Source organism: Ideonella flava (assembly GCF_051857595.1).
Classification (GTDB): domain Bacteria; phylum Pseudomonadota; class Gammaproteobacteria; order Burkholderiales; family Burkholderiaceae_C; genus Ideonella.
The window spans coordinates 184,175-209,172 of the sequence record NZ_JBPZHD010000010.1; the positions used below are offsets into that span (position 1 = coordinate 184,175).

At 70.4% G+C, this 24,998-nt stretch carries 13 protein-coding genes; 5 read left to right on the top strand and 8 right to left on the bottom strand.

Annotated elements, in window-relative coordinates:
• Window position 1: 1 nt before the first annotated feature.
• From ACS5PM_RS22240 to ACS5PM_RS22255, 4 genes are read right to left on the bottom strand one after another with little or no spacing between them, the layout of a single operon-like run.
• On the bottom strand, window positions 2–2,050 hold the full coding sequence (locus tag ACS5PM_RS22240; RefSeq protein ID WP_439389888.1) for a hypothetical protein: 2,049 nt from the start codon (window positions 2,048–2,050) through the stop codon (window positions 2–4).
• Complete coding sequence (locus ACS5PM_RS22245; protein ID WP_439389889.1) at window positions 2,050–11,994, bottom strand: DUF6603 domain-containing protein; 9,945 nt, start codon at window positions 11,992–11,994, stop codon at window positions 2,050–2,052. Before ACS5PM_RS22245 ends, ACS5PM_RS22240 begins: the two co-directional genes overlap by 1 nt.
• Window positions 11,991–12,605: a hypothetical protein gene (locus tag ACS5PM_RS22250; protein ID WP_439389890.1), complete on the bottom strand. Its 615-nt coding sequence runs from the start codon at window positions 12,603–12,605 to the stop codon at window positions 11,991–11,993. Before ACS5PM_RS22250 ends, ACS5PM_RS22245 begins: the two co-directional genes overlap by 4 nt.
• Window positions 12,606–12,611: 6 nt before the next feature.
• Window positions 12,612–12,764 (bottom strand): hypothetical protein, encoded by a 153-nt coding sequence (locus tag ACS5PM_RS22255; protein ID WP_439389891.1) that lies wholly within the window; start codon window positions 12,762–12,764, stop codon window positions 12,612–12,614.
• Between the two features lie 556 nt (window positions 12,765–13,320).
• On the opposite strand from ACS5PM_RS22255, the gene ACS5PM_RS22260 reads away from it, so the two are divergent.
• From ACS5PM_RS22260 to ACS5PM_RS22280, 5 genes are all read left to right on the top strand, one after another.
• Window positions 13,321–14,760 carry a S41 family peptidase gene (locus tag ACS5PM_RS22260; RefSeq protein WP_439389892.1) on the top strand — a complete coding sequence of 480 codons (1,440 nt, stop codon included), beginning with the start codon at window positions 13,321–13,323 and terminating at the stop codon, window positions 14,758–14,760.
• 47 nt (window positions 14,761–14,807) lie between these two features.
• A complete protein-coding gene (locus ACS5PM_RS22265; RefSeq protein WP_439389893.1) occupies window positions 14,808–15,563 on the top strand; it encodes a HesA/MoeB/ThiF family protein in 756 nt (251 codons plus the stop codon).
• Between the two features lie 139 nt (window positions 15,564–15,702).
• Window positions 15,703–16,605, top strand: a complete 903-nt coding sequence (locus ACS5PM_RS22270) for an LOG family protein (protein ID WP_439389894.1) — start codon at window positions 15,703–15,705, stop codon at window positions 16,603–16,605.
• A gap of 96 nt (window positions 16,606–16,701) precedes the next feature.
• Window positions 16,702–17,616 (top strand): arginase, encoded by a 915-nt coding sequence (gene rocF / locus ACS5PM_RS22275; RefSeq protein ID WP_439389895.1) that lies wholly within the window; start codon window positions 16,702–16,704, stop codon window positions 17,614–17,616.
• A gap of 135 nt (window positions 17,617–17,751) precedes the next feature.
• Window positions 17,752–18,714 carry an alpha/beta hydrolase fold domain-containing protein gene (locus ACS5PM_RS22280; protein WP_439389896.1) on the top strand — a complete coding sequence of 321 codons (963 nt, stop codon included), beginning with the start codon at window positions 17,752–17,754 and terminating at the stop codon, window positions 18,712–18,714.
• 73 nt (window positions 18,715–18,787) lie between these two features.
• Here ACS5PM_RS22280 and ACS5PM_RS22285 read toward each other — a convergent pair whose 3' ends face one another.
• From ACS5PM_RS22285 to ACS5PM_RS22300, 4 genes are all read right to left on the bottom strand, one after another.
• Entirely contained in the window at window positions 18,788–21,076 is a 2,289-nt protein-coding gene (locus ACS5PM_RS22285) for a YCF48-related protein (RefSeq protein ID WP_439389897.1), read from the bottom strand.
• Between the two features lie 130 nt (window positions 21,077–21,206).
• On the bottom strand, window positions 21,207–21,608 hold the full coding sequence (locus ACS5PM_RS22290) for a YkvA family protein (protein WP_439389898.1): 402 nt from the start codon (window positions 21,606–21,608) through the stop codon (window positions 21,207–21,209).
• A complete protein-coding gene (locus ACS5PM_RS22295) occupies window positions 21,605–24,115 on the bottom strand; it encodes a ligase-associated DNA damage response DEXH box helicase (protein WP_439389899.1) in 2,511 nt (836 codons plus the stop codon). The genes ACS5PM_RS22290 and ACS5PM_RS22295 overlap by 4 nt, the downstream gene beginning before the upstream one ends.
• A complete protein-coding gene (locus ACS5PM_RS22300; RefSeq protein WP_439389900.1) occupies window positions 24,112–24,945 on the bottom strand; it encodes a DUF429 domain-containing protein in 834 nt (277 codons plus the stop codon). Before ACS5PM_RS22300 ends, ACS5PM_RS22295 begins: the two co-directional genes overlap by 4 nt.
• Between the last annotated feature and the right edge of the window lie 53 nt (window positions 24,946–24,998).

A 24,998-nucleotide genomic window follows, 5' to 3' on the forward strand; every position in this document is an offset into this window, starting at 1 on the left:
GTCATGAGCCCTTGGATTCCTTCTCGTCGTGGCGCGCCTCGCCGCGGCTGATCAGAGCATCGAGCGCATCGGGCTGTGCCTGGGCCGGACGCGCACCCTTGGCCACCCTGGCGCCCTTGGGCACCTGCAGCTTCTGCTGCGGGATCGCCACGTTCAGCACGCCGGCCAGGCTCGCATCCAGCGTCGCGTGCAGATCGGCCACCAGGGCCGGCGTCAGGCCGTCCGTCGCCGCGGCCACCGACACCGGCGTGCGCGCCACCGCGCCCAGCACGCCGACCTGATCGGCCAGCTTGTTCATGGCGGCGAGGTCGATGCCCAGGCCCGCGGCGATCACCGCATCCAGGTCGCCGTCGATCTTCAACTCGCGCCCCGGGTCGGCCACCGGGCGGCGCGGGCCCAACATGGTCTCGGGGTTGACGACCAGGTCGCCGATGAACTGCATGGCCACGAAGCGGCCGAAGTCGATGCGCGAGTCGACCAGCTCCGGCAGCTTGTAGGGGATGACATGGCTGAGCGTCTCGCGCAGGCGGGCGATGCCGAACTGCTCGTTGCGAAAGCGCAGCAGTGCCGAGACGATGGAAAGCTGCGACAGCGCCAGCAAGCGGCCGATCTCGAAGGCCGCGGCCAGGGCGAGATCCTCGCGGCCGTCGGGCACCACGCGACGCAGTTGGTCTGACGCGTGGGCCAGCAGCGGCTTGCCGCTGTCGCCGTCGCGCAGCATCGGGAAGGGCACCATCGGCCCCCGGTACCAGGCACGGGACGCATCGCCGCGGCGGGTGCGGTGATCCAGGCCGATGTGGCCGGTCTCGACCACCTCGGGTGGCGGCCGGGCCGCGGGCGGCGCCTTGGGGTCGGCCTCGGGCAGGGTGCCGAGCAGGCCGACGTCCAGGCCCTGCATCAGGGTCTCGAAGGTCGCGCCCTCGGTGGTCGTGAAGGACCAGTGCGCCAGCACCGGGAAGCGGTACACCGTCTCCAGCGCGAAGACCTCGATCGGCAGGCGGAAGCCGGCGGCCATGGTGTCGCGCACCAGCACCTTGGCGTTCGGGTCCAGCGCCGCTGCGTTCACTTCCTGCGTCACCTGCTTCCACTGGTTGGCGTAGGCCGGCTCCTTCATCGAGGCCGCCCCGTCGAGGCCGCCACCAGCGCGCGGCAGCGAGCCGGCGGCGAACTGCTGGGCGCCCTGCACCTTCGCGGCCTTGGCCGACCTGGACGACCGCGACGCGCGCGCTCCGTGCTGCTGCAGCCCTTGCGCCGGCAACGCGAGGCCGCCGATGTCGACGCCACCCATCACCCGCGGGTCGACGCCGATCTTCGGGTCCAGCGTGGCCAGCACGCGCCAGTCCTGCGCCAGCTCGAAAGTGAATTCGTCCACCGCCGCCTGCGGCTTGGCCAGGTGCGGCAGCTGCGCCTCCACGTTGACCAGGCACGCCATGTAGCGCACCGGCTTGCCGTTGGCCTTGTCGAACACCGGCAGCCGGTTGGCCAGCACGACCGCCAGCCAGCCGTCGTCGTCGCCATTGGCCAGCTCGGTGTCGTTGATGTCGACCTCGCGCACGTGCGTCAGCAGCGGCAGGTCCTCGATGGTCGGGAAGATCTTGTTGACCACCGTCTCGGTCACCGCGAGGTACAGGCCCTGGTCGACGTCCTGGTCGCTCGGCTCCAGCAGCGGGATGGCCGGCGTCATGCAGTTCGCCACTGCGGTCGCCGTCGACAGCTGCGCCTCGCCCTCGGCCACCACCACCAGCGCGAGCCACGGCGTGTCCGAGGTCTGCGACTTCTCTTCGGGGTTGCGCTCCCACGGCAGCGTGCGCCGCTTGAGCACGATCTGCGGCAGCCGGTCGCCGAATGCGCCTTCGGCATTGGCGGGCGGGAAGGTCGACAGGATCTGGTCCGTCGGCATGGTGTAGCGCGGCGAGCTCACCTTGATGTGGGTATGTTCGGTGGCCACGTCGAAGGGCAGCCCCGTCTGCTCTGTCACCAGGTCGTAGGAGCCCGCGGTGACCTTGGGCTTGACGTTGGCGTGCAATACGAAATAGCCGGTCTTGGGCATCAGCGTTTCCTTCCTCGTGACGCCGTGCGCGGCGATGCCGGAGCGCCGGTGGCCGCGGAAACCACCGAAGACGCCACCGCCGCGGCCAGTGCCGGCTGGCGGCCCTGCGCGCGGGTCTTGGCCAGCTTGCGTTCGCCCTCGGTGCGCGTCGGCCCCAGCCAGACGAGCTGGCTTCCGGGACCGCCGGCCACGCCTTGCGAGAAGGGCTGCAGCGCCGCATCCAGGCCGCGCGCCGAAATCAATGCGATCGCGCCCTTGGCATCGAGCTCGGCCGAGGCCATCACGCCGACCAGCGACCAGCCCTCGTCGGTGGCGATGGTCACGACCACCGGCCTGTCGCCCTCGGGCACGATCTCGTAGGCCAGCACGCTGCGGTTCTCCATCGCCAGCAGCTGCGGCGGCACTTCGCGGCCCGCGGCGTCACGCAAGCGTTCGGCACCGCCGAGGCCCAGCAGCAGTTGCCGGCCCGTCGGCTGGTGGCCGAAGGCGGCCGGATCGTCGAGCACCACCACCACGACGTTGGGCGCGTCGCTGAAGCTCGTGACGACGGTGCTGGTGCCGCGGGCGAGTTCGGCGCCGCCCACCCAGCCCGCGTCGCGCCTCTCGCGGTGCATCTTCAGCGGCGTCGTGTGCGCCTTGACGACGCAGCCCGGGCCGAGCGCCGTGGCCCAGCCGAGGTACGGCATCTGCAGGCCGGCATGCCAGCCGAGCAGACCGGCTCCGGCGGGCGCCAGCCCTTCGCGGCTGGCCAGGCCCTGGGCGATGGCCGCGATGCGCTCGGCGCCCTGCGTGATCGGCAGCGACGGCGCGTTGCCCTCGCCGCCGATGAGCCGGTCGGCCAGCAGCACGCCCCCATGGCCCAGCAGCACCACTCGGGCCGGCGCACCGTTCACGCCGAGTTGCGGCCGCTCGGCGCCGATCGCCGCATCGGCGCGCGCGTTCGGCAGTTTCATCACCACCATCTGGCCCGGCACCAGCACCGAGGCGGCCGGCGGCACCTCGGCCCGGCCGACAGCCTTGGCGCCACGCTGGAGGTTCAGGCCCGCCTGCACCAGGCCGGCGCTGAACTGGCCGAGCGACTCGCTGCCGCCGGCCCCCGGCCGCGCGACGATGGCAGGCGCGGCGTGAGCGACGCCGCTGGGTGGCACGGCCGCGACGCCCAACAGGGTGCCGGTGCGGCCCTGCATCGCGGCGGGCACGTCGGCGAGCGCGAGCCGCGCCGCGATGGACGCGCTGCGCTGCGCCTCGACCGAGGCCAGCGTCGGCGGCGCCACCCGCCAGGCGCGCGCCGAGTCGCGCACCGTCGTGCGGGCCGGCGGCGCGACGCGCAGGTTGGCGCTCACGCCCGAGAGCAGGCCCACGGCCACCGGCGGGTCGATGAAGTGGTCGTAGACCTTGCCGGGAGGCCTCGTCGCGACGCCCGGGATGGTCGTCAGGGCGGTGTCATCCAGGCCTTGGGTCAGCGTGCCCAGCAAGGGCGGCGCCTGGCGCTCGCCGCGCAGCGCGGCCAGGGCCGTCGGGGTTACGGTGCCGGCCATGAAGCGGCCCGCGTTCTCGAAGGCAGCGCTCACGCTGGCAGGCTCGGTGACGAGGTCGGACACCGCCTTCGCGCTGGCCTTCACCTGCGCCGCATCGACGGCGCGGCGGGTGAAGGGCAAGGGCTTGCGCGGCCCGGTCTCGACCTGGAAGTAGGCAATCTCCGGCCCGCCCGGCGAGGGCGTGGCGGTGCTGGACAGCGACAGCTCGTTCAGCGCCTCGACCATCTCGGCCTGGGGCACCTTGCGGTTGTTCTGGTCCTGCGGCGGGCCCCACACGCCGTACGGGAAGCGGCCGAAGGGCCGCGGCGCGACCTCGAACGGGAAGGCCTCGGTGGCGCCCGCGCGCTGCCACGTCAGCACGATCTGCGGGTTCAGGACGATGTCGGGCGCCTTCTCGAAGTCGTCCATGGGCGCCACGCCGAGGATCTTGCTCGGCGCGTGTTGCGTGTCGACGTTGCCGTTGTTGCTCGCCCGCCGGACGCTCGTGGCCGGCACCGTGCTGGTGAAGGTCAGGCCGAATTCGCAGACGACCACGAAGGGCTTCGCCGCCGATCCGTCTGGCGTCGCCTCGTCGCCGCCCTTGGAGGGCGTGGCGCCGAACGAGGTCATCAGCGCATGGATGTCCGCCTCGCTGTTGTCGCCGGCGTCGAGGTACTTGGTGATGAAGGCCTGGCCGCTGATCGGCACGTGCGAGGACTTCTCGGGCCCGCCGAACTCGACGCTCAACTCGATCGGGCCCACCTCGAAGGTGGCCACGCCGTGGAAGTCCGGCCCCGTCACGTCCAGCCGCGCGCCCAGGTGAACCGAGATCGTCACCTCGCCGAAGATCCAGGTGTCGATGGTGACACCGGCCGCGATGCTGACGTAGGCGTTGACGTGGTAGTGGAAGGGGTCGAAGTAGATGATCCCGTGGGCGCCCCACTTCAGCTCGGCCCAGGCCGGCCCGAAGTGGGCCGAGGCTTCGAAATCGCCGCCGGCCATCACCGCCTCGGAGGTCAGCGCGAAGTAGCTGCCCGACTTGATGACGATCGCGTCGCCGATGCTCCAGCGCAGGCCCAGGCGCGGCACCACCGGATAGCCTTCGCGGTGGAAGTCGGGGTGGTAGCCGCCCAGCGTCAGGACGAACTCGCCCTGGTGCTCGCCCTTGAACCAGATCACGTAGGCGAACCCGCCGGTGAGCTTGATGTCGGGGTAGAGGATCCAGGAGTTGTCGGTCAGTTGCCCCTGCACCCACAGCACGCCCTCGCTGCTCGAGAAGCGCACCAGCAGCGCGAGTTCTATCGACACCAGCGCCACCTGCGGCCGCGGCAGCGCCATGCGGGCCAGGCCCAGCAGGTTGATGTCGAGGCCGTCGCCCACCTGGATGCCGAGCACCGCGATGCCGTCGACCAGGGCGAAGCTGTTGAAGGACACCCCGGCCGCGAACCAGAAGGTGCCCTTCTGCATCGGGAAGTACTGGCCCAGCGAGCGCAGCTGGGTCATCGGGTCCTGCGGCTTGGCCGCGATGTCCAGCGCCTGGATCAGCGGGTAGTCGCCGAAGTTCGACAGGTCGGTCGGCACCACCAGCCGGCGGTTGATGCCCAGGCCGCCGCCGATGCCGGTGAGGAAGAAGGCCGGCGGCCCGCCGATCGGGCCGATGACCGCCCCCACCGCGAAGAAGGCGGTGAACTTCTCGCCGTTGACGTTGCCCTCGCCGTAGCCGCCGTAGATCGTCAGGCCGTAGACACCGAAACGGCCCAGCAGCATGCCGAGGTACTCGATGCCGACCGGCGTGGTCTGCTTGAGCAGGCCCCCGGCGATCTGCACGCCCGCCATGTCCGCCGAGACGGCGAGGCCCGCCAGGTCCACCTGCCAGTTGGCGGCGTTGAAGAAGTCGCCGTCGGTCGTGAGGTAGGTGATCTGCAGGTCGTCCACCGCGCAGGTCAGGCCGAACATCGAGACCGAGCCGTCCATCAGCAGCGAGATGCGTTCGATGCGGCCGTTGATCTCGGTGGCGCCGAAGCCGATCTGCTCCAGGTACAGCGGGCCGAAGCCCTTCTGGATCGCGATCCACCACGGGCCCGGCGGGTCGCCGGCGCGCAGCGTCACCTTCACCCCGCTGCCCTGGTGCACCTGGATCGCCAGCGCCGGCGAGAAGGCGGGCTTGGGCGGCGTCGGGCCGGTGTCCTTCATCACGCCCTGCGCGATGCCGTTGCTGCCCTGCGCCCCGCTGGCTGAAACCGCGAGGTTCGAGAACTGCAGCTGCACGCCACCGCTGTGCGCACCGGTCGCGTCGATGCCCGCGAAAGCGTGCAGCGCGATGGAATCGAGCGACAGGCCGATGTCCAGCAACGGCCCAGAGCTCTTGCCCACCCGCAGGCCGAGGCCGTTGACGGCCAGGCAAGGCTTGAAGGCCGCGCCGTTCGAATCCAGCATGCCGACGAACAGGCCGCCGTTTCCCGGCGGGTTGGGCGTGATCCAGCTGTCGTCGTTCTCCAGCCAGAGCATCACGTCGCCGGTGAGCAGCTCGAAGCGATCCGTGACGCCCACCTGCACGCCGATGGCGTTGACCGTCGGGTCGGTGGTGATGGCGACGTTGAAGTCGCCGACGTCTATGGTGATGGCCGCGCCGGCCAGGTTGACGAAGAGCTGGTGCAGCCGGCCGAGCCAGGTGGCGGGCAGCGGATCGAAAAGTCCCGGGATGAGCTGGTGGGTGTCGTTCTGGTCGAGCAGCACGCCGGCCAGCAGGTCGCGCACCTTCTTGTTCGCGGTGCCGACGGCGGTGTCCAGCAGGTCCTCGACCGGCTGCTGCGCCATCGCCACGGCCGCCACCAGGTCGGCCACGACCTCGACGATGCGCGCGGCCACCTGCGCGGCGTTGGCGATCTCGGCCGGGTTCGGCAAGGCTCCGGTGCTGGAGACCAGCGCCACCTGCTGCGTGTCCAGCAGCCAGCGCAGGGCGAAGCGCCGGTTGTCGTCCAGCGCCATGCCGACGGCGACGCGGCGGTCGCCTTCCGGATCCGTGCCGGCCGCCACCGTCAGGTAGGGCCGGATCGTGACGCCGCCGGCATCGATGGCCGCCGGCCCGAGCGTGGCGCTCAGCTCCTTCAGGCCGGTGTGGTTCACCGTCACCAGGAAGCTGATCTTGTCGATCCCGGGCACCGGAATGTTCGCGCCGCCCAGGCTCACCGCCTTGTCGGTCGCGTTCCACCCGAGCGTGAAGCCGTTGACCGTCAGGCTCAGTTCGTCGCTGGCTCCGGTGACCGTGATGCCGCCCAGGGGCTGCAGGAGGTTGTTGAGCGGCGTGACGAGCGTGTTCAGCTGGCTCGTCACCATCCCGAGCGCCGCGACCGGGTTCGCGGCCCAGGCCTGCAGCGCCGCGCCGTCGAACTTCGGCGTGTCGTCGCGCAAGCCCATCACGTCGCCGACCTGCGCCACCAGCGAGCCGGCCGTGCCGCCTTGCTCGACGATCTTGTCCAGCACGAAGGGCAAGGCCGCTTGCGCGAGGCCGGCGAGCGAGCCCAGGCCGGCGAAGGGCAGCAGCGGGATGTCGGCGCCGCTGGCGGGACGCAGGAACAACTGCAGCGACGGCGCGCCGCCGCCCGCCTGCAGCAGCGCGTGGATCGCCTGCTTGCCGGAGGGAGCGCCGGTCAACCCGACGTGCGCCGCGAGGCCCAGCGTGGGCGGGCCGGACGGGCCCAGCTTCAGCGAAGCGCCGACGCCCGCCGCGAGCCGGCCCGCGATGCCGTTGGGCGCGGCCCAGGCCGTCGGATCCACATCGAACGACAGCCGTGCGCCGGGCCCGTCGGCCACCACGCTGAGTGACACGCCGTTGGCCAGCGGCACCGGCGAGCCCGGTGCACCACCCACGCCCAGCAGCGGGCGCAGCGCGTCGAACAGGCCCTGGATCTTGCCGGGGTTGGCGGCCAGCGAATCGGCACTGCGCAGCCAGCCCGCCGGGTCGGACAGCAGGCCCGCCAGCGGGCGCAGGGCACGCTCGGCATCGCCGGCTGCCCCGCGCAGCAGGCCGAGGGCATCCAGCACCGCGTCGATGACCGGGCGCGCCGCTTCGTCGGCCCCGCGCATCAGCTCCAGTGCCGCATGGCCGCCCAGGCTCGGCGCCGCCTTGGCGATGGCGCGTGCGATGGCCTGCGCATCGGGCTGCGGCCAGAGCGGGATGGCCTCGGTGCCGCCACCGCCCTGCTGCCAGTGCAGCGTGATCTGCAGCGGGTTCAGGTCGGCCACCAGTTGCAGGCTGCCTGTGGGCTGCACGGGCGTCGAGGGGCCGAACCACAGCTGACCGGTGAGCCCGGTCGAGGGCGAGAAGCCGAGGTTGGACTGCCAGCCGAAGCGGCCGTGGGCATCGCTGCCGCCGTGGAGCTGGACGGTTTGCGTCTGCAGGTCGATGTCGGCGCCGAGCGGCCCGAGCAGCCCGCTGATGGCCGCCGAGATCGCGGCTTGTTGCTGGCTCAGGCGTTGACGCACCAGACCCCCAGGGTCATGGCAGAACTGGTCGACCGCATCGCCGACCAGGCTGCCGTCAGGTGCGACCACTCCCAGCGCAGCGAAGAGCTGCCGCAAGGCGAGCGAAGACGCGCCCGCCGCGTCGGCCGTCAGGCGCTGGGCAGCCGCCGCGAGCAAGCTGCGCGCCTCCGGCAACAGCGGTACCGCATCCGGTGTGTTGCCCGCGACGAGCCGCTCCCAGGACGAGCCGAACACGCGCCCGTCCAGCAGCGTGATGCGGCCCCGCCCCGTGCTGCTGCCGTCCAGCGGCAAGCGCAGCTCGGCGCTCAACTGGCGCAGCTCCAGCTCGGGCGTCGCGGCCAGCCAGCCGAGCCTATCCGACAGACGCAGCCGTGTACGTAGCTGCGGCGTGGTGTCGATCGCCTCGGCCTCGGCGTCGTAGCTGAAAAGGGTCAGCAGCGCATCGCCCCGCACGCGCAGGCTGCCGGTGTCGTCCGGCGCCAGCACGTAGCGCAGGCCGGCCTGCACGCCGGTCGGTTCGGGCAGCGGCTGGGCCGCCCGCGCACGGGCGCGCTCCGCCAGGCCGGCGGCGACGATCGATGTCATCGCGCGGCCGACCTGCGATTCGGTGACCGCGCCGAACACCGCGACGAGGTTCAGCCCCGCGCGCGGCGCCGGCGGGGCATGTACCGGCAGGCGCAGCTCCACGCCGGCATCGGCCACGGTCGTCAGCTCCATCATCGAGTTGACGAGGGCGCGGCCGAGGGCGAGGTCGTCGTCCTCGGGAATGTCGCCGGACGCGAGGTCTGGCGGCGTCGGCAGCAGGCGGTGCAGCAGGCGCAGTGCATCCGCCGTCGGCTGGCTCGAGATCGCCGTCAGCGAGATTGCGCCCAGCGGCGTGCCGAGCGTCACGAGGTCGGTGACCTCGGTCCAATCCTCGGCCGCGAGGCGTGCGGCATGGCCGGCCCCGGCCAAGGCGACGACCGCGATGTCAGTGCTGACATCAGCCAGCACCTCCAGCACCCGGTGCAGCCGTGCGGCCTGCTCCGGCGTACCGTCGGTCGCGCTGCCAGGCACTTTCGCATCAGCGCGGCCCGCGAGCAGCACGAGCCAATCGCCCGTGGCGGCCGCCGGCGCAGTGAACATGCTGGCGTCCAGGCCAGGCGCGCTCAGGTCGACGATGTGACTCGCCGGCACTGCCGCGAGCCAAGTCGCCGCTGCCGCGTCACTCTTCAGCGCGACGAAGAGCGCGGTGGTCGGCACGCGGCCGATCAGGTCCTGCAGGTTCAACCGCGCCGGCAACTGACCGACCGCAACGCCGGCCTTGCGCACGGTGACACCAGCCGGCGGGTTGGCGGGCGCGAGCACGCGGCCGTCGCCACCCGCCCAGCGCTGCAGCATGGCCTCGAGGCCCGCGGCGAGGTCGCGGCCGTCGACGAGGTCGAACACTTCGGGCGCCACTTCGGCCTCGGCCTGCAGGGCCGCGGCCAGCGTCGCCGTCGGCAGGGCCGCGTCGCCGGGGCGCCATTGCTGCAGCTCGCGCGGCGCGGCGACGAGGCGAGGCTCCAGCCCTTGCGGCGGGAACCAGACGGCCACCTCGGGCAGCCCGTCGGCCAGGTGCAGGTGATACGGATCATCGGGATGGCCGGTGCCCGCCAGCAGGCCGCGCACCGGGCCGGAGCCGGCGAAAAGGTCGGCCAGCAGTGAAAGGGCCTGCGGCCCCATCTCGCTCATCGCCAGCGGTGGCAGCCAGGCCGCGAGGGCCACGGCCGGATCGTCGATCAGGTCGGCCAGATGCAGGCGCACCGAATCGGCCCGCCCCTGCAGCCCGGGCGCATCGATATCCCAGCCCAGCGCATCGATCAGCTGGCCGAAGAAGCCGCCGGCGAACTCGCCGAGGTAGCCCACCAGCGTCTCGACGCCCTCCCACGCGTCGGGCGGCAGGCTGACCTGGCCGTCGGCGCCGACCACCGGAAGTGCCAGAGGCAGCGACAGGCTGCCGCGGTGCAGTGTCAGTTCAGGCGCCGCCAGCTCGGCGGCCAGGCCCGAGGCAGGCGACCAGGCCAGGCGCAGCCCGACGCCAGCGGCCGTCAGGGCGGAAAGGTCGCCCAGCGCCAGCGTGACCCGCGGCGGGTCGACGCCCCGCTCGCGAGCGGTGAGCAGGGCCTCGACACCGGGCATCAGCGCACCAGTGCGGGCCGCCAGGTCGATACGCGCCAGCGTCACGGCGAAGCGAGTGTCGACGACCGTGCAGTGCTGGCCGAGTTCATCGACGCTGGTGGTGGCAGCCAGGGCGATCGTCAAGGCGCTGCCGCTGGCCGCGAACTCGAGTTCGAGCGGCCCGATCAGCGGCACGCGCCACGGGTCCAGTGGGCTGCCGGTGCCCTTGACGGAGGTGATCGCTTCGCTGGCGTCGGCCAGTGCATCGCGCACCTGCGCCAGCACCTGGGTGACCGCCGCCGGCGCCGCCACGAGAGCCTGCCAGTAGCCCGACACCGCCGCCAGCGGGTCCGCCATCAGTGCGCTGATGGTGACGGCCGGCACGCCGTTGGGCGGGTTCAGGCCCAGCAGCGAGCGCACGACGGCTTCGGCATCGCCACAACCCTCGAGCAGCTCGGCGAGGATGTCCTCGACTGCGTTGCCGGCCACGTCCATCAGGGCATCGGGCGAGGTCAGGTCCAGCGTCGGGTAGCTGTGCGCGCCGACTTGCACCTTGTCGGCGGCGAGCACGAAGTTCAGGCGACGCTGCTCGTCGATGCCGAAACCCAGGCGCAGCGCATCGACGTGCAGTGGCTCGGGGTTGGCGACATCCACCAGCGGACTGGCCTGGCTGCCGGCGACCGCCCAGACCCCGAGCGAGGGCAGCGCCTGCGCCTGGCCGGTGACGAGGTCGATGCGGAACAGGGCCGCTTGTGCCTCGAGGCTGACGTCGTCGCCGCCCAGGAGGATGCTCAGCTGCGGCGTGAGGCGGGCGTGGCCGGACGGGCCGTCGTCGACGAGCAGATCGAGCACGAGGTCGGCATCGCCGCCGAGGTCGAAGGCCACCCGGGGGCTGCCCATGACGCCGCCGAGCAGCGTGGCGAGGTAGCCGACCCAATCCTCCATCTGCGCCTGGGTCGTGAGGATGCCGTGCGCCCAGTTCGCCAGCGCCTGCGTGCCCTGCGTGGGCAGCAGCGCGAGCGGGAAGTCGGGCACCGCATCGCCGCTGCGCAGGCCGAGCAGGCCGCCGACGGCGACCACGGCGGGATCGGCGCCGGGCGCGTCCGCCTGGGCCTTCAGCAGCGCCAGGACCAGCCCGAGCAGGGCGTCGTCGATCTGGTCGGTGCCGTCGGCCACCACGCGCAGGTCCTGCGGCTGGGCAGCGCCCGGCAGCTGGAAGTCCGTCAGGCTCAGGCCGAAGACCGGTGGCGCGTCGCCGCCCGCCGTCGGCAGCTCCATTTCCAGGCCGATCGCCCCCAGCCGCGCCTGGCCGGGCACCGGCGGCGCGGTGTCGATGGTGATGCCGGTGGCCAGGCGGATGCGGCCGCCGGGCTGGCCCAGCAACAGGCGCTCGCCCGCTCCGAGCGCCGCTCCGTCGCCCTTGCGGGCGCAGAACAGCGGCACCGACATCGAGCTCGTGGAGTCGGGATTGCTGGTGCGCACCAGCAGCCCCACGCCAATGTGCAGGAGGCTGCTGGAAACCTGCTCGTCGATGGTCAACGACAGTGTCAGGTCCGGGTTCTCGAGGCTGACGATGGGCAGCCAGATCACGCCGTTGGGGGCCGTCGTCCGGTCGGCCCCGCCCAAGACCTCGTCGACGAAGGCTATCAGCGCGGCACGCTGCTCGTCGTTGGCCAGCACCTTCTTCAGCGAGGCCTCCGGGTGGCTGAACCAATCCGGGTTGGGGCCTTCGTCGGTGAACAAGCCCAGCGCGACGGCCAGGTTGCCGAGAACGCCCAGTTCGTCCTTGGAGAAGGCAGTCATGTCTTGAGTCCGCTCGAGCCGCTGAAGCGGTAGCGCGCCATCGGCACGATCTGCAGGCCCTTGGCATCGGCCATGAACTCGACCGGCACGAGCACGTTGCCGCGCGCGTCCTTGCCGGTGGCGCCGGCGATCTGGCTGACCAGGCCCAGCACGCACTGCCAGGCGAAGGCGACCAGCGCGTCACCCCAGACGGTGACGATCAGCTCGGGGCCGTAGGGGCGGCGGTGCGCGGCCGCGAACACCCCGCCCGGCTTGCCGGCGGAGCCCACCGCGAAGGCGACCTGCATGACGACCGGGCCGGTCTGGTCGCAGCGGACGGGAATGAACACGCCGAGCAGCCCGTCGGTCATCTTGATCTCGACCCCCGCGAAGCCCACCGCCAGCTCGCGGTCGCCATCGACCCAGACCACCTCGGTGCGCTGGGTCGGCCGGTAGAAGCCGACGGCGCGGCGCGCGGCGACCCGCATCAGCTCGCTCGCCTGCCCCTGCTCGACGAAGACCGGCTCGAAGACCTGGCCCTCGACCATGCGGCCCGGCAGGGCCGCGACGCGCTTGGCACGCCGCTCGGCGTCGATGAAGCGCTCGAATTCCGGTGCGACGGAGTCGGCCATGGACGCTCAGTCCTTGCGGTTGCGTCGAGCCTGCCGAGCCTGGCGCTTGCGCCATCCCAGGTACAGCAAGCCGCCGATCGGGATCGCGAAGAGCAGGAACTCGAACAGTCCGCTGCCGTCGTCGGGCGACCAGCCGAACAAGCGCTCGATGAAGTCCATGGGCACGGCTCCCGGCGGCCCGGCTGGCCTGGGGCAGCACCGGGACGAACCATTTCATCGCGCTGCGTCGGCGAGCGCGGCCTGCTGAAGAAGAATCGATCAACGCCTGCCGGCGTGCGTCGCGGTTCTTGGCCGCCGGATCGGCGGCTTCACCGGCGAATCCCTCTCGCCGATCTCGTCGTGGGCCCTGGAGTGGCGGGCCGGATGCGGTACAGGCGCGACCGTACGGCGGACGCCGGGTCGTCCCCATCCCCAGGGTTAGGGGACGGCCGACCCAAAACCGGCCGGCGGGCCCGGGAGTTGCCCAGACTGCGGTTTGGCCTGCCGGCGTGACACAGGGACCGCAACGGCAGCGACCGGAGCCCCGAGCAAGGGAAACCCCCTAGGGTTTGCCGAGCCAGCCGATTTCAATTCGATTTGTAAGTGCCCGCTCACGACTTTTGCCACGTCGTTCAAGCAACTTTTCTTCGGTAACGGGAACTTCAGGAATACCTCGAGTCCTATACTTCCCTGGCATGCGCCCCGCCGGAATGGGGCGCGCACGAAGGCGGGACGAATGGGTGCCAAACTGAAAGTAACGGGTCTGCTGACCCTCGGGGCCGTGGCCGGCGCGTTGACCACGATGCAGCTCACGGCCATCGCCCGCAACAACTACGCGCCCATCCCGCTGGCAGAAATGCAGCAATTGGCGCGGGCCTTCGAGATCCTCAAGAGCGACTACGTCGAGCCCGTCGACGAGAAGAAACTCATCACCGATGCGCTCACCGGCATGGCTGCCGGCCTCGATCCGCACTCGCAGTACTTCGACAGGAAGTCCTACAAGGAATTCCGCGAGGCCGTGAGCGGCAAGTTCGTCGGCGTCGGCATCGAGATCGGCATGGAAGACGGCGTCGTCAAGGTCGTCTCCCCGATCGAAGGCTCGCCCGCCTTCAAGGCCGGCCTGAAGTCCGGCGACCTGATCACCAAGATCGACGACACGGCCGTCAAGGGCCTGGCGATGGACCAGGCGGTCAAGCGCATGCGCGGCGAGAAGAACACCAAGGTGGCGCTCACCATCTTCCGCAAGGCCGAGAACCGCAGCTTCACCGTCACCATCGTCCGCGACGAGATCCTCACCCAGAGCGTGCGCGCCAAGATGGTCGAGCCGGGTTACGCCTGGCTGCGCGTGAGCCAGTTCCAGGAGCGCACGGTCGAGGACTTCGCGACCAAGCTGCAAGACCTGTACAAGCAGGATCCGAACATCAAGGGACTGGTGCTCGACCTGCGCAACGACCCGGGCGGCCTGCTCGAGGGCGCACTGGCCCTGTCGGCCGCCTTCCTGCCCACCAACGTCGTCGTGGTCAGCACCAACGGCCAGATCCCCGACGCCAAGGCCACCTACACCGCCTCGCCCGAGATCTACGCCCGCCGCGGCTATGACCCGCTGCGCGGCCTCCCCGCGGCGGTGAAGTCGGTGCCGCTGGTGGTGCTGGTGAACGAAGGCTCGGCCTCGGCCAGCGAGATCGTCGCCGGCGCCCTGCAGGATCACCACCGCGCCATCGTCATGGGCGCGCAGACCTTCGGCAAGGGCTCGGTGCAGTCGGTGCGCCCGCTCACCCCGGAGGGCGACACGGCCCTGAAGATCACCACCGCCCGCTACTACACGCCGAGCGGCCGCTCCATCCAGGCCAAGGGCATCGTGCCCGACGTCTGGCTCGACGAGACCGCCGAGGGCAACGTCTTCGCCGCCTTGCGCATGCGCGAGGCCGACCTCGACAAGCACCTGATGAACGGCGAAGAGAAGGACGAAGCGCGCGAGAAGGCCCGCGAGGAGGCGCGCAAGAAGCTGGAAGACCAGGCCGCCAAGATCAAGGACGGCACGATCAAGCCGCTGCCCGAGTTCGGCACGACGGAAGACTTCCAGCTCGCGCAGGCGCTGAACCGGCTGAAGAACCGCCCGGTGATGGTCAGCAAGACCATGACCGAGCGCGCGCCCGAGGCGACCGCCGAGCAGTGAGCCCCCTTCGGCCGCCCGAAGGGGCCGAGCCGTCGTCGTCGGCGCCCATGAGCGACGACGATCTGCTGCGCTACTCGCGGCACATCCTCCTCGACGAGATCGGCATCGAAGGCCAGGCCCGGCTGCTGGCGTCCCATGCGTTGGTCATAGGCGCCGGAGGCCTGGGCTCGCCGGTGGCGTTGTACCTGGGCACCGCTGGCGTCGGCCGCATCACCCTGGTCGACCACGACTCGGTCGACCTGACCAACCTGCAGCGCCAGATCGCCCACAACCTCGCCCGCGTCGGCACGCCCAAGGCCGAATCCGCCCGTGCGGCGATGCTGGCCATCAACCCCACGCTCGACGTGCGCACGCTGTGCACCCGGGCCGACGCCGAATTGCTCGACACGCTGGTGGCGGAGGCCGACGTCGTGCTCGATTGCAGCGACAACTTCGCCACCCGGCACGCCGTCAATGCCGCCTGCGTGAAGCACCGCAAGCCGCTGGTGGCCGGCGCCGCCATCCGGTTCGACGGCCAGATCTCGGTCTACGACACCCGGCAGGCCGAAGCACCTTGCTACGCCTGCCTCTTCCCGCCGGACGCGACCACCGAAGAGGCGCATTGCGCGCTGATGGGCGTGTTCGCACCGCTGGTCGGCATCGTCGGCACCATGCAGGCGGCCGAGGCCCTGAAGCTGCTGGCCGGCGTCGGCGAATCCCTCGCCGGGCGCCTGCTGATGCTGGATGCACGCAGCATGCGCTGGGACGAGATCCGCCTGGCGCGGCAGGCGGATTGCCCGGTCTGCGCGCCATACCGCAATTGATTCGGCCCCTACGCCGCCTTTCGGCGTCGGTCCCCCGAGGGGATCGGTCGTCCAGGGGCGGCCCGTCGACGACCGAGGCCAGCGCTGATCGATCAGGCTGAGAGTAAGCTCGTCGCCCCTCTTCTGCACAAGACACGAGATGGACACCGCCGTCGACCTGACCGCCCGAAACTTTCCCAGCGCCGAGGAGGAAGCGCAGGTCTCCGTACCGCCGCCCTTGTACGACGGCCCCGAGAGCAGCTACCGCCTCGCCTTCACCGACACCGAGTTCCTGCTGCAGCCGGAACTGCGGCCGGTCCGCATGCAGCTGGAGCTGCTCAAGCCCGAGATGGTCCAGCAGGCGCAGGGGGTGCGCAGCACGGTGGTGATCTTCGGCAGCGCACGCATCCCGCCGCGCGAGGTGGCCGAATCGCGCCTGGCCGACGCCCGGGCCGCCGCGGACGAAGCCGCCGTGCGCCGCGCCGAAACCCAGCTGTCCATGAGCCGCTTCTACGAGGAGGCACGGCGCTTCGCCGCGCTGGTGACCGAGCGCTCTCGCCGGATGGCGAGGCCGATCTATGTGTGCACCGGCGGCGGCCCGGGGATCATGGAAGCCGGCAACCGCGGCGCGCACGAGACCGGCGGCAAGAGCATCGGCCTGAACATCGTCCTGCCGCACGAGCAGCAGCCGAACGCCTACATCACGCCGGAGCTGTGCTTTCGCTTCCACTACTTCGCGCTGCGCAAGATGCACTTCCTGATGCGCTCGGTGGCCCTGGTGGCCTTCCCTGGCGGCTTCGGGACCCTGGACGAACTCTTCGAGGCGATGACGCTGATGCAGACCGGCAAGTGCCGGCGCCGGCCCATCCTCATGTTCGGGCGCGAGTTCTGGACGCGGCTGATCAACTTCGAGCTGCTGATCGAGACCGGCATGATCAGCGCGGGCGACGAGAAGCTCTTCCGCTTCGTCGAGACGGCCGAGGAGGCCTGGAGCGTGCTGGCCGAGGACTACGGCCTGGATGACGACGAGGTCGGCAACGACGGGGACCCGGCCGGCCTGTGAATTGCTGGTGACGCCAAGGGCGCCGTCGAAAATCCGGTCGAAGACGGCCCTGAACGCATACTCCTCGGCCACCAACCCCGGACAATGCCCGCCATCATGCTGAAGAAAGTCTCTCTCATAGGCGCGCCGACCGACATCGGTGCCGGCGCCCGCGGTGCCAGCATGGGGCCCGAGGCCCTGCGCGTGGCGAACATCGGCCCCATCCTCGAGAGCCACGGCCTGGAGGTGGTCGACCGCGGCAACCTCAACGGCCCGCCCAATCCCTGGCAGGCCCCGGTGAGCGGCTACCGCCACCTGGATGAGGTCGTGACCTGGAACCGCCTGGTCCACGAGGCCGTCCATGGCGAGCTCGCCGGCGGCCGCATGCCCATCCTGCTGGGCGGCGATCACTGCCTGGGCCTGGGCTCCATCAGCGCGGTGGCGCGCCACTGCCGGGAGGCCGGCAAGAAGCTGCGCGTGCTGTGGCTGGATGCGCATGCCGACTTCAACACCCACGAGCTGACCCCCAGCGGCAACATCCACGGCATGCCGGTGGCCTGCCTGTGCGGCTTCGGCCCGCAGGAGCTGATCGAGATCGGTGGCCAGGTGCCGGCCATCAACCCGAAGTGGATCCGCCAGATCGGCATCCGCTCGGTCGATGCGGGCGAGAAGAAATTCGTCCACGAGGTCGGCCTCGAGGTGTTCGACATGCGCTACATCGACGAGATGGGCATGCGCCACACGATGGAGCTCGCGCTGGCCACGATGGACAGCAACACCCATCTGCACGTCAGCTTCGACGTCGACTTCCTCGACCCCGACGTCGCTCCCGGCGTCGGCACGACGGTGCCCGGCGGCCCGACGTACCGCGAGGCGCAGCTGTGCATGGAGATGATCGCCGACACCGGCCGCATGGGCAGCCTGGACGTGATGGAGCTGAACCCGGCGCTGGACGTGCGCAACAAGACCGCCACCATTGCCGTCGACCTGATCGAAAGCCTGTTCGGCAAGAGCACGCTCATGAGGAAGTGATGACGACGCCCCGGGATGGGGCGCCGTGGACACAAAACTTGACGTAACAGGTCCTCACCACGGCGAACCGGCGCGTGGGCATGGGCGTTGCTGGATCTGGAGAGAATCGGCCCTGTCCAATCACGTCTGATCCCCATGCGCAACTTTGTCTCGATCCTGGCGTTCTCGGTGCTTGGCCTGCTTTCCGCCTGCGGCGGCGGGGGCGGAAACGGCTCCCAGGGTGTCGGCGCGTTCTTCCAGTCGGCCGTGTACCAGGCGGCCCAGGTCAAGACCTACAGCAACGTCGAGTACTCGCGCCGGCCGAATGCGAACGGCGAGCAGTACACCTCTGATTCGCGCAAGGCGCAGGAGGTCGGCACCGACGAGCTGACCCTGACCATGAACGTCTGGGTGCCGCCCAACGCAACGGGCGCCACGCCCATGCCTCTGGTCGTGTTCATCCACGGCGGCGGCTACAACGGCGGCGACAAGGACGATGACTACATCGTCGGCGATGCGGTCAGCTATGCCCGCTCCGGTTTCGTCACGGCCTCGATCAACTACCGCCTGACGCCGGACAACACCACCAGCGCCGAGCGCCGCCAGGCCGCGATCGTGCAGGGCGCCGAGGACGCGATGGATGCCATCCGCTACCTGAAGAAGAACGCGTCGACCTATCACATCGATGCATCTCGAGTCGCCATCGTCGGCACTTCTGCCGGAGGCGGCCTGGCCCTGGCGATCGCGGTCGAGGCCGACACCCTGGGCGGCACGGCACCCTATCCGCCCTACGCCGGCATTTCTTCCAAGGTGCAAGCCGTCGTGACGACCGGCGCGACGCTGATCGACCAGTACGCCGACAACAGCGGACTGCTGACCTACGAGGCCGGCGACGCTCCGGTCCTGCTTTTCCACGCCAACCCGACCGACAGCGAGACAGGCGCCACCTGGTCCGGCAACGTGCTGCCCACCTGCGCGGCCATCAACGGCGGCGGCGGCAGTTGCACGCCGGTCGCCCAGGCCAACATGACCCACACCGCGTCGATGAACCTGTTCGACAAGTGGTGGGGCACGATCCAGCCCTTCCTCTGGACGAAGTTGCTGCTGGCGAATGTTTGACGCCCGAGGGGCGGGGCACGGACCCGCAGGCGTCAGCACACGGCTTGCGCCCTGGCCGGCGCGCAGGGGTCGATCAACGCCCGCCCGTGGCCGTGGCCAGGACGGCGTCGCCGTCGCCGACTATCCATCCGGTATAGGCATCGAGGAAGAACGCGCCCCGCAACGAGCGTGAAGCACTGCTGGCCTGGACGGACCAGCTCACGCCACCATCGCTGGTCGACATCACCAGGCCTTCGTCACCGACGATCCAACCGTGCAGCGAGTCGGCAAAGCGAACGTCGTGGAGGGTGACCTGCGTGGGCGTGGCCAGGTCGCTCCACGTCGTCCCCGCATCGCGTGACACCATCACGGCGCCGTTGCCGCCGACGATCCATCCGGTGTTCGCATCGGAGAACGTGATGCGCTCGGGATACTTGTATTCGCCGGCCGGCCGCTCGCTCCAGGTGACTCCGCCATCCACGGTGCGATAGACACGACCGCCATCGCAGGCGACCACCCCCACCTGGGCATCGATGAAGCGGATGGCGCGGGCGCTCGGCAGACTGGACAGCCAGCTCCAGCTGTCACCTCCGTCGCCGCTGTGGAAGATGCTGCCGTCCGGGGCCACAGCCCATCCTTCACGGGCGTCGACGAAGTGAAAGTCCAGCACACCAGCCAGTCGCGCATCCGTGAGCGGCGTCATCCACGTTGCACCGCCATCAGTGGATTTGCTCACGCCCCAGTGTCCCGACATCCATCCCAGTGCCGGTGAAATGAACTGCAGGCGCGGGTCCGAATACGTGTGCTCTCCCGTCAGAGTCCTTCGTTGCCAGTGCTTGCCGCCATCCTCGGTCTGCATCAGCCACCCGTCCCGCCCGGCAGCCAGGCCGCGACGGCTGTCGAAGAACCAGACGGCTGACAGCAGGGCGGAGCTTTCTTCCTGTGCTCCTCCAAGAGACTGGGTCCAGTGGGCCCCGCCGTCCGAAGAACGATAGACGCGTTCGCCATAGCTCAGCCACCAACCGGCCGGGGTGGCCCGCAGCTCGATCGGCACGAACGAGCCGCGCTCGGAGTCCACGCGGAACAGCGCCCAGCTCGCACCGCCATCGACGGTGACGTAGCACCCACCGTCATGGATGAACCACAGCGTCACGGCGTCGTAGGCGGTCACGTGATACAGCTCGTAGGGGTCGACGTCCGATGGCACGCTGACGGGGCGCCAGGACTGGCCGCCATCCGTGCTGCGCAGCAGCTGTCCGCCGGCAACCGACCAGGCGACGCTCGGCCCGAACTGCTTCAGGTAGTCGGGGCGCTGCGGCAACCCGGTGGCCGGGACGGTCATCCAGGTGTCCCCACCGTCGACGGTGCGCCGCAAGTGGGGAACTCCGGTGAAGTCGTCGAGGGAGACGAGCCCGTGCGAGGTGTCGCCCATGCTGAACTGGCGAACGTACCGCCCTGCGGAGACTTCGCTGAACGAGACGACCGCTGGCTCGGCGCCGAGATGGGCGGCCTTGAGCACGAATCCGCTTTCCACCTTCCAAAGGGTTCCGTCTGCGGTCACCTGGTCAGGGCGGAGCGAAGCGTCCAGCCACGATTGCCCCCCATCGAGCGTGTAGCGCGCGCTGCTGTAGTAGCCGGGAGTCACGATCGCCCGTTGCTCGTCCAGGACCTCCAGGCTGGAGCTGCCGAAATCCGCGTTCGTGCTGCCCGCCTGCCGCGACCAGGTCAGGCCGCCATCTTCGGTCCGCACCACCACGCCCGAGTTTCCGACCGCCCAGCCCACCGTGGAGGATGCAAAACGGACGTTGCTCAAGACGGTCGTCACGTTGGACACCTGGGCCGACCAGGTCGCCCCTGCATCGACGGTCTTCAGGATCTGGCCTGCCTGACCGACGGCCCACCCCGTCTGTCCATCGATGAATCGAATGTCTTCCATCGAGTTGCCGGTGGGTTGCGGGTTCTGCCAGCACCAGCCGGCATCAGCCTGCGCACAAGGCAGGCCCTGAACCACCGAGAAGCGGCGAACGGAAACAGCCTGGCTCGCGCTGCGGGTCTGTCCCGCCTCGTTGCCGAGCGTGAGGGTGACCTGGTAGTCGCCGGGCGCGCGGAACCGGTGGCTCGGAGACGGCTCGGCGCTCGACATGCCATCGCCGAAATCCCAGTGAAACTGCAGGCCGGGCGGTGGATTCTCCACGTCGCTCGCGAACTGCACCGGCGTCCCGGCCTCCAGCCGGGCCCCGCTGGTGATGGCCACCGAGGCCGGCAGGGCCGTCGGCTCGTCCGGCGGGGGCGAGTCATTCGACCCGCCGCCACAGGCACTCAGGAACAGGCAAAGGCCCAGGAACAGTCCTGCGCCAAGGCGCCGGCTTTGCATCATCTTCATCATCCCTCCCCGCGGGTCTGGCCCGGTGTTGTTCGAGGCGCCATCCCGGCGCCCTCGTCAAACGTGTAATTTTATGTTGCCGGGGACCGCCGACGCTTCAACAAACGTTCATCGAAACCGGGCCGGATCGTCAAAACCCGCTGAAGAGGAAGTGCACCGCCAACCACACCACAAGACCCAGCATCAGCGCCCACACCAGGGCGATCAGCAGCGCGCCCCACCACAGGTTCGGCAGCCGCTCCGCGTGGGCTTCGGCATCGCTCAGGCAGACCTCCCACACGGGCTTGGGCACCAGCTTGACGACCAGGGTCACGCCCAGGGGGATGAGGATGATGTCGTCGAGCTGGCCCAGGAAGGGGATGAAGTCCGGGATGAGGTCGATCGGGCTGAGCGCATAGGCCAGCACGCCCCAGGCGAGCCACTTCGCCCCTCGTGGCGCCTCGGGATGGCGCGTGAGCTTCCACAGCGCGATGAGGTAGGTCGCGAGGCGGTGCGTGCCGCTGATCCGCCAGGCCTTGCCGAAAAGACTCATGGGCTGCGATTGTAGGAACGCGGGCCTTGCCGCACCTCATCCTCCGGCAGGGCGAGCCTGCGCTCGGCGTCGGCGAGCAGGCGTTCCAGCCGGTCCTTGAGCTTCTCGTTGCTCAGGCGCTCGCGCAGGCGCTCGACCATCAGCGGCAGCGAGAAAGGGCTCGGCGCCTTCAGCTCGACCCAGCGGATGACGCGGCTCGACATGTCGTCCAGCACGCCGCGAAGCCTTCCGATCTCCAGCTCCTGCGAAAGAGCTTCGCTTTCCGCCTGCCCCAGCAGCCTGTTGCCCGCGTCGTACTTGCGGAACACCTCGTAGAAAAGGGATGACGAGGCCTGCAGCTGGCGCAGGCCCTTGTTCGCCCCGGGGTAGCCGGTGAACACCAGGCCGGCGACGCGCGCGATCTCGCGAAAGCGCCGCTGGGCCAGCTCACGGGCATTGAGGCTGGCAAGGACGTCCTCCAGCAGGTGCTCGGGCGTGAAGGCGCGACCATCCTCCAGCGCCTCGGTCGAGATCGGCTTGGCGCCCAGCAGCTCGAAGCCCAGGTCGTTGAAGGCGAGCGAATAGGTGTTGGGCTCGTCGCGCGCCAGTCGCCACGCGAGCAGCCCCGCCAGGCCCAGGTGCACGTGGCGGCCGGCGAAGGGATAGACGAAGAGGTGGTGGCCCTCGCGCGAGCGGTAGCGCTCGACCAGCAGGCGGCCCGGCTCGGGCAGGCGCGAAAGCCGGCGCTGCGCATCCAGCATCGGCCCGGCTGCGCGCAGCTCGGGGCTGTCCAGCACGAGGGCGCCGCCCTCCCCGCTGCCGGCCCGCTCCAACACCGTGCGCACGGCATCGCCCATCTCGCTCGAGAACGCCATGCGCGCGCCGTTCCATACCGCCACCCGGCCCTTGGGCTTAGAGGCGCTGCGCACGAAGGCGGTCATCTCTTTCGTGCGCACGAACTCCAGCACGCGGCCGGCGAAGACGAAGCAGTCGCCGGGCGAGAGACGGGCGATGAAGCTTTCCTCGATCGTGCCCAGTGTTCCGCCGGACAGCCAGGCCACCTTCATCGCGGTGTCTCCGACGATGGTGCCCACCTGCAGGCGATGGCGCGTCGCGATGCCGCGGTCGGGCACCCGGTACTTGCCTTCCTCTTCGACCCAGCGCACGCGGTGGTACTCGGGATACGCCGCCAGGCTCGCGCCGCCGCGTTCGACGAAGGTCAGCGCCCAGTCGAACTCGTCACGCGTCAGGCCGCGATAGGCGAAGGCGCGGCGCACCTCGTCGTACATCGCGTCGGCGGTGAAGCCGCCGCCCAGGGCCACCGTGACCAGGTGCTGGACCAGCACGTCCAGGGGCTTGTCGGGCGAGCGGCGCTGCTCGACACGCCCGGCCTGCCCCGCCTCGCGCGCGGCGGCCGCCTCGACCAGCTCCAGCGTGTGCGTCGGCACCACCGTCACGCGGCTGGGCCGGCCAGGCGCATGGCCCGAGCGGCCGGCGCGCTGCAGCAGCCGCGCAATGCCCTTGGCCGAGCCGATCTGCAGCACCCGCTCGACGGGCAGGAAATCCACGCCGAGGTCGAGCGAGGACGTCGCCACCACGGCCTTGAGCGTGCCGTTCTTCAGGCCCAGCTCCACCCACTCGCGGACCTCCTTGTCCAGCGAGCCGTGGTGCAGCGCGATCTGGCCGGCCCAATCGGGCCGCGCGGCCAGCAGCAGCTGGTACCAGATCTCGGCCTGGGAGCGCACATTGGTGAAGATCAGCGTGGTGCCGCCGCTGGCCTCGATCTCGCGCACCACCGCCGGCTGCATCTGCGCGCCGAGGTGGCCGCCCCAGGTGAAGCGGCCGGGCTCGTCGGGCAGCAGGGTGTCTATGGTCAGCGTCTTGTCGACGCGCCCCTGCACCAGGCGGCCTCGCCCCGGCGGCTCGTGGCCCAGGAGCGTGTCCATCGCCTCGCCGAGGTTGCCCAGCGTGGCCGACACGCCCCATGCGACCAGGCCCGGGTTCCATAGCGACAGGCGGGCCAGCGCCAGCTGCACCTGAACGCCGCGCTTGCTGCCGATGAGCTCATGCCATTCGTCGACAACCACGGTCTGCACATGCTGCAGCTCATCTTGAGCGTTAGGCCGCGTGAGCATCAGGCTGAGCGACTCGGGCGTGGTCACCAGCACCGTGGGCCAGCGCTTGTCCTGCTTCGCGCGTTCGGCCGACGGCGTGTCGCCACTGCGCAGGCCGAGCGTGGCCGCAGGCGCGAGTTCGGACAGCGGGGATTGCAGCGCGCGCAGGGTGTCGGCCGCCAGCGCGCGCATCGGCGTGATCCACAGCACCGACAGCGGCGGCGCGGCTCTTGCCGAAGCCGGGATGCGGCCGATGGCGCCGAAGCCGACGGCGTAGGTCTTGCCCGCGCCGGTGTTGGCGTGCAGCAAGCCACTTTCGCCGCGCTCCATGGCCGTCCACACCTCGCGCTGGAAGTCGAAGGCTTGCCACCCGCGGCGGGCGAACCAGGCGTCGGCGCGCGCCTGCAGGTTCACGCCAGCTCCGGGCGCGGCGCGCTGACGATCCAGCCCTCCAGGGGATCCAGGCCCTCCGGCAGGCCGAAACCGGGCTGCTCGCTGGCCCAACCGGCCTGCATCAGGCACAGCACGGCATCGAGCGAGTCGCCGGTCGCATCCGCCACCAGCGCATCGCGTTGTGCATGCGTGAGCCTCAGGCGCAGGGCGAGCCGCGTGCGCCCCTGCTCCAACGCCTCGACCATGTCCTTGCGGGCGATCAGGCGTTCGGGCGTCTGCCGAGCCTTGTCGTCGGCCTTGTACGAACGCAACCCGATCAGTTCGCGCGCCAGCAGGCCCGGGTAGGACTCGAGGGCGACCCGGCCTTCGTCGCCCGCATGCACGCTGGGCAGGTGCACACCAGCTTGCAGCAGGCGCGGCACGCCCGCATGCAGCATGAAGGCGACCGGCGGATTGACCCACTTCATGCTGGGCGACGACCCGGCGGGTCCATCGCAGGCCCGGTGGGCGAACTTCGAGCCGACCGGCCGCGCGGCGCAGAAGCCGGCGAAGGCGGCACGGATCTCCTCGCGGCTCATGGCGCCGTAGTGGCGCATCAGCGGGGCCCACTCGCTGGGCCAGCCGAGCTGCTCCACCAGCTCACGCGGCAGACCGAAAGGCATGTCGAAGCCACCGACCCACGGGCCCGGCGTGGCGAGCAGCTCCGAGAACGCCTCCAGTGTCGGCAGCCGTTGCAGTGCCTCGAGCCGCACGACCACCCCGGCGCGCCGGCCCCAGGCGGCCACGATGGGCTTGGCCGCACGCGGTGCACTGGAGAAATCGACGCCGAGCAGGCGCGGGGAGGCAGGCATGGGCGCAGGCGTCTTCATCGGCCCACCATTCTGGGGCCCGTGAGCGCAACGGA

What these genes read in the sequence shown, in the direction of transcription:
- ACS5PM_RS22290 (WP_439389898.1), bottom strand. Translation starts at nt 21,608, where the DNA reads ATGAGTCTTTTCGGCAAGGCCTGGCGGATCAGCGGCACGCACCGCCTC.
- ACS5PM_RS22270 (WP_439389894.1), top strand. Translation starts at nt 15,703, where the DNA reads ATGGACACCGCCGTCGACCTGACCGCCCGAAACTTTCCCAGCGCCGAG.
- ACS5PM_RS22245 (WP_439389889.1), bottom strand. Translation starts at nt 11,994, where the DNA reads ATGACTGCCTTCTCCAAGGACGAACTGGGCGTTCTCGGCAACCTGGCC.
- ACS5PM_RS22255 (WP_439389891.1), bottom strand. Translation starts at nt 12,764, where the DNA reads ATGGACTTCATCGAGCGCTTGTTCGGCTGGTCGCCCGACGACGGCAGC.
- ACS5PM_RS22265 (WP_439389893.1), top strand. Translation starts at nt 14,808, where the DNA reads ATGAGCGACGACGATCTGCTGCGCTACTCGCGGCACATCCTCCTCGAC.
- ACS5PM_RS22250 (WP_439389890.1), bottom strand. Translation starts at nt 12,605, where the DNA reads ATGGCCGACTCCGTCGCACCGGAATTCGAGCGCTTCATCGACGCCGAG.
- rocF (WP_439389895.1), top strand. Translation starts at nt 16,702, where the DNA reads ATGCTGAAGAAAGTCTCTCTCATAGGCGCGCCGACCGACATCGGTGCC.
- ACS5PM_RS22240 (WP_439389888.1), bottom strand. Translation starts at nt 2,050, where the DNA reads ATGCCCAAGACCGGCTATTTCGTATTGCACGCCAACGTCAAGCCCAAG.
- ACS5PM_RS22280 (WP_439389896.1), top strand. Translation starts at nt 17,752, where the DNA reads ATGCGCAACTTTGTCTCGATCCTGGCGTTCTCGGTGCTTGGCCTGCTT.
- ACS5PM_RS22300 (WP_439389900.1), bottom strand. Translation starts at nt 24,945, where the DNA reads ATGCCTGCCTCCCCGCGCCTGCTCGGCGTCGATTTCTCCAGTGCACCG.
- ACS5PM_RS22260 (WP_439389892.1), top strand. Translation starts at nt 13,321, where the DNA reads ATGGGTGCCAAACTGAAAGTAACGGGTCTGCTGACCCTCGGGGCCGTG.
- ACS5PM_RS22285 (WP_439389897.1), bottom strand. Translation starts at nt 21,076, where the DNA reads ATGAAGATGATGCAAAGCCGGCGCCTTGGCGCAGGACTGTTCCTGGGC.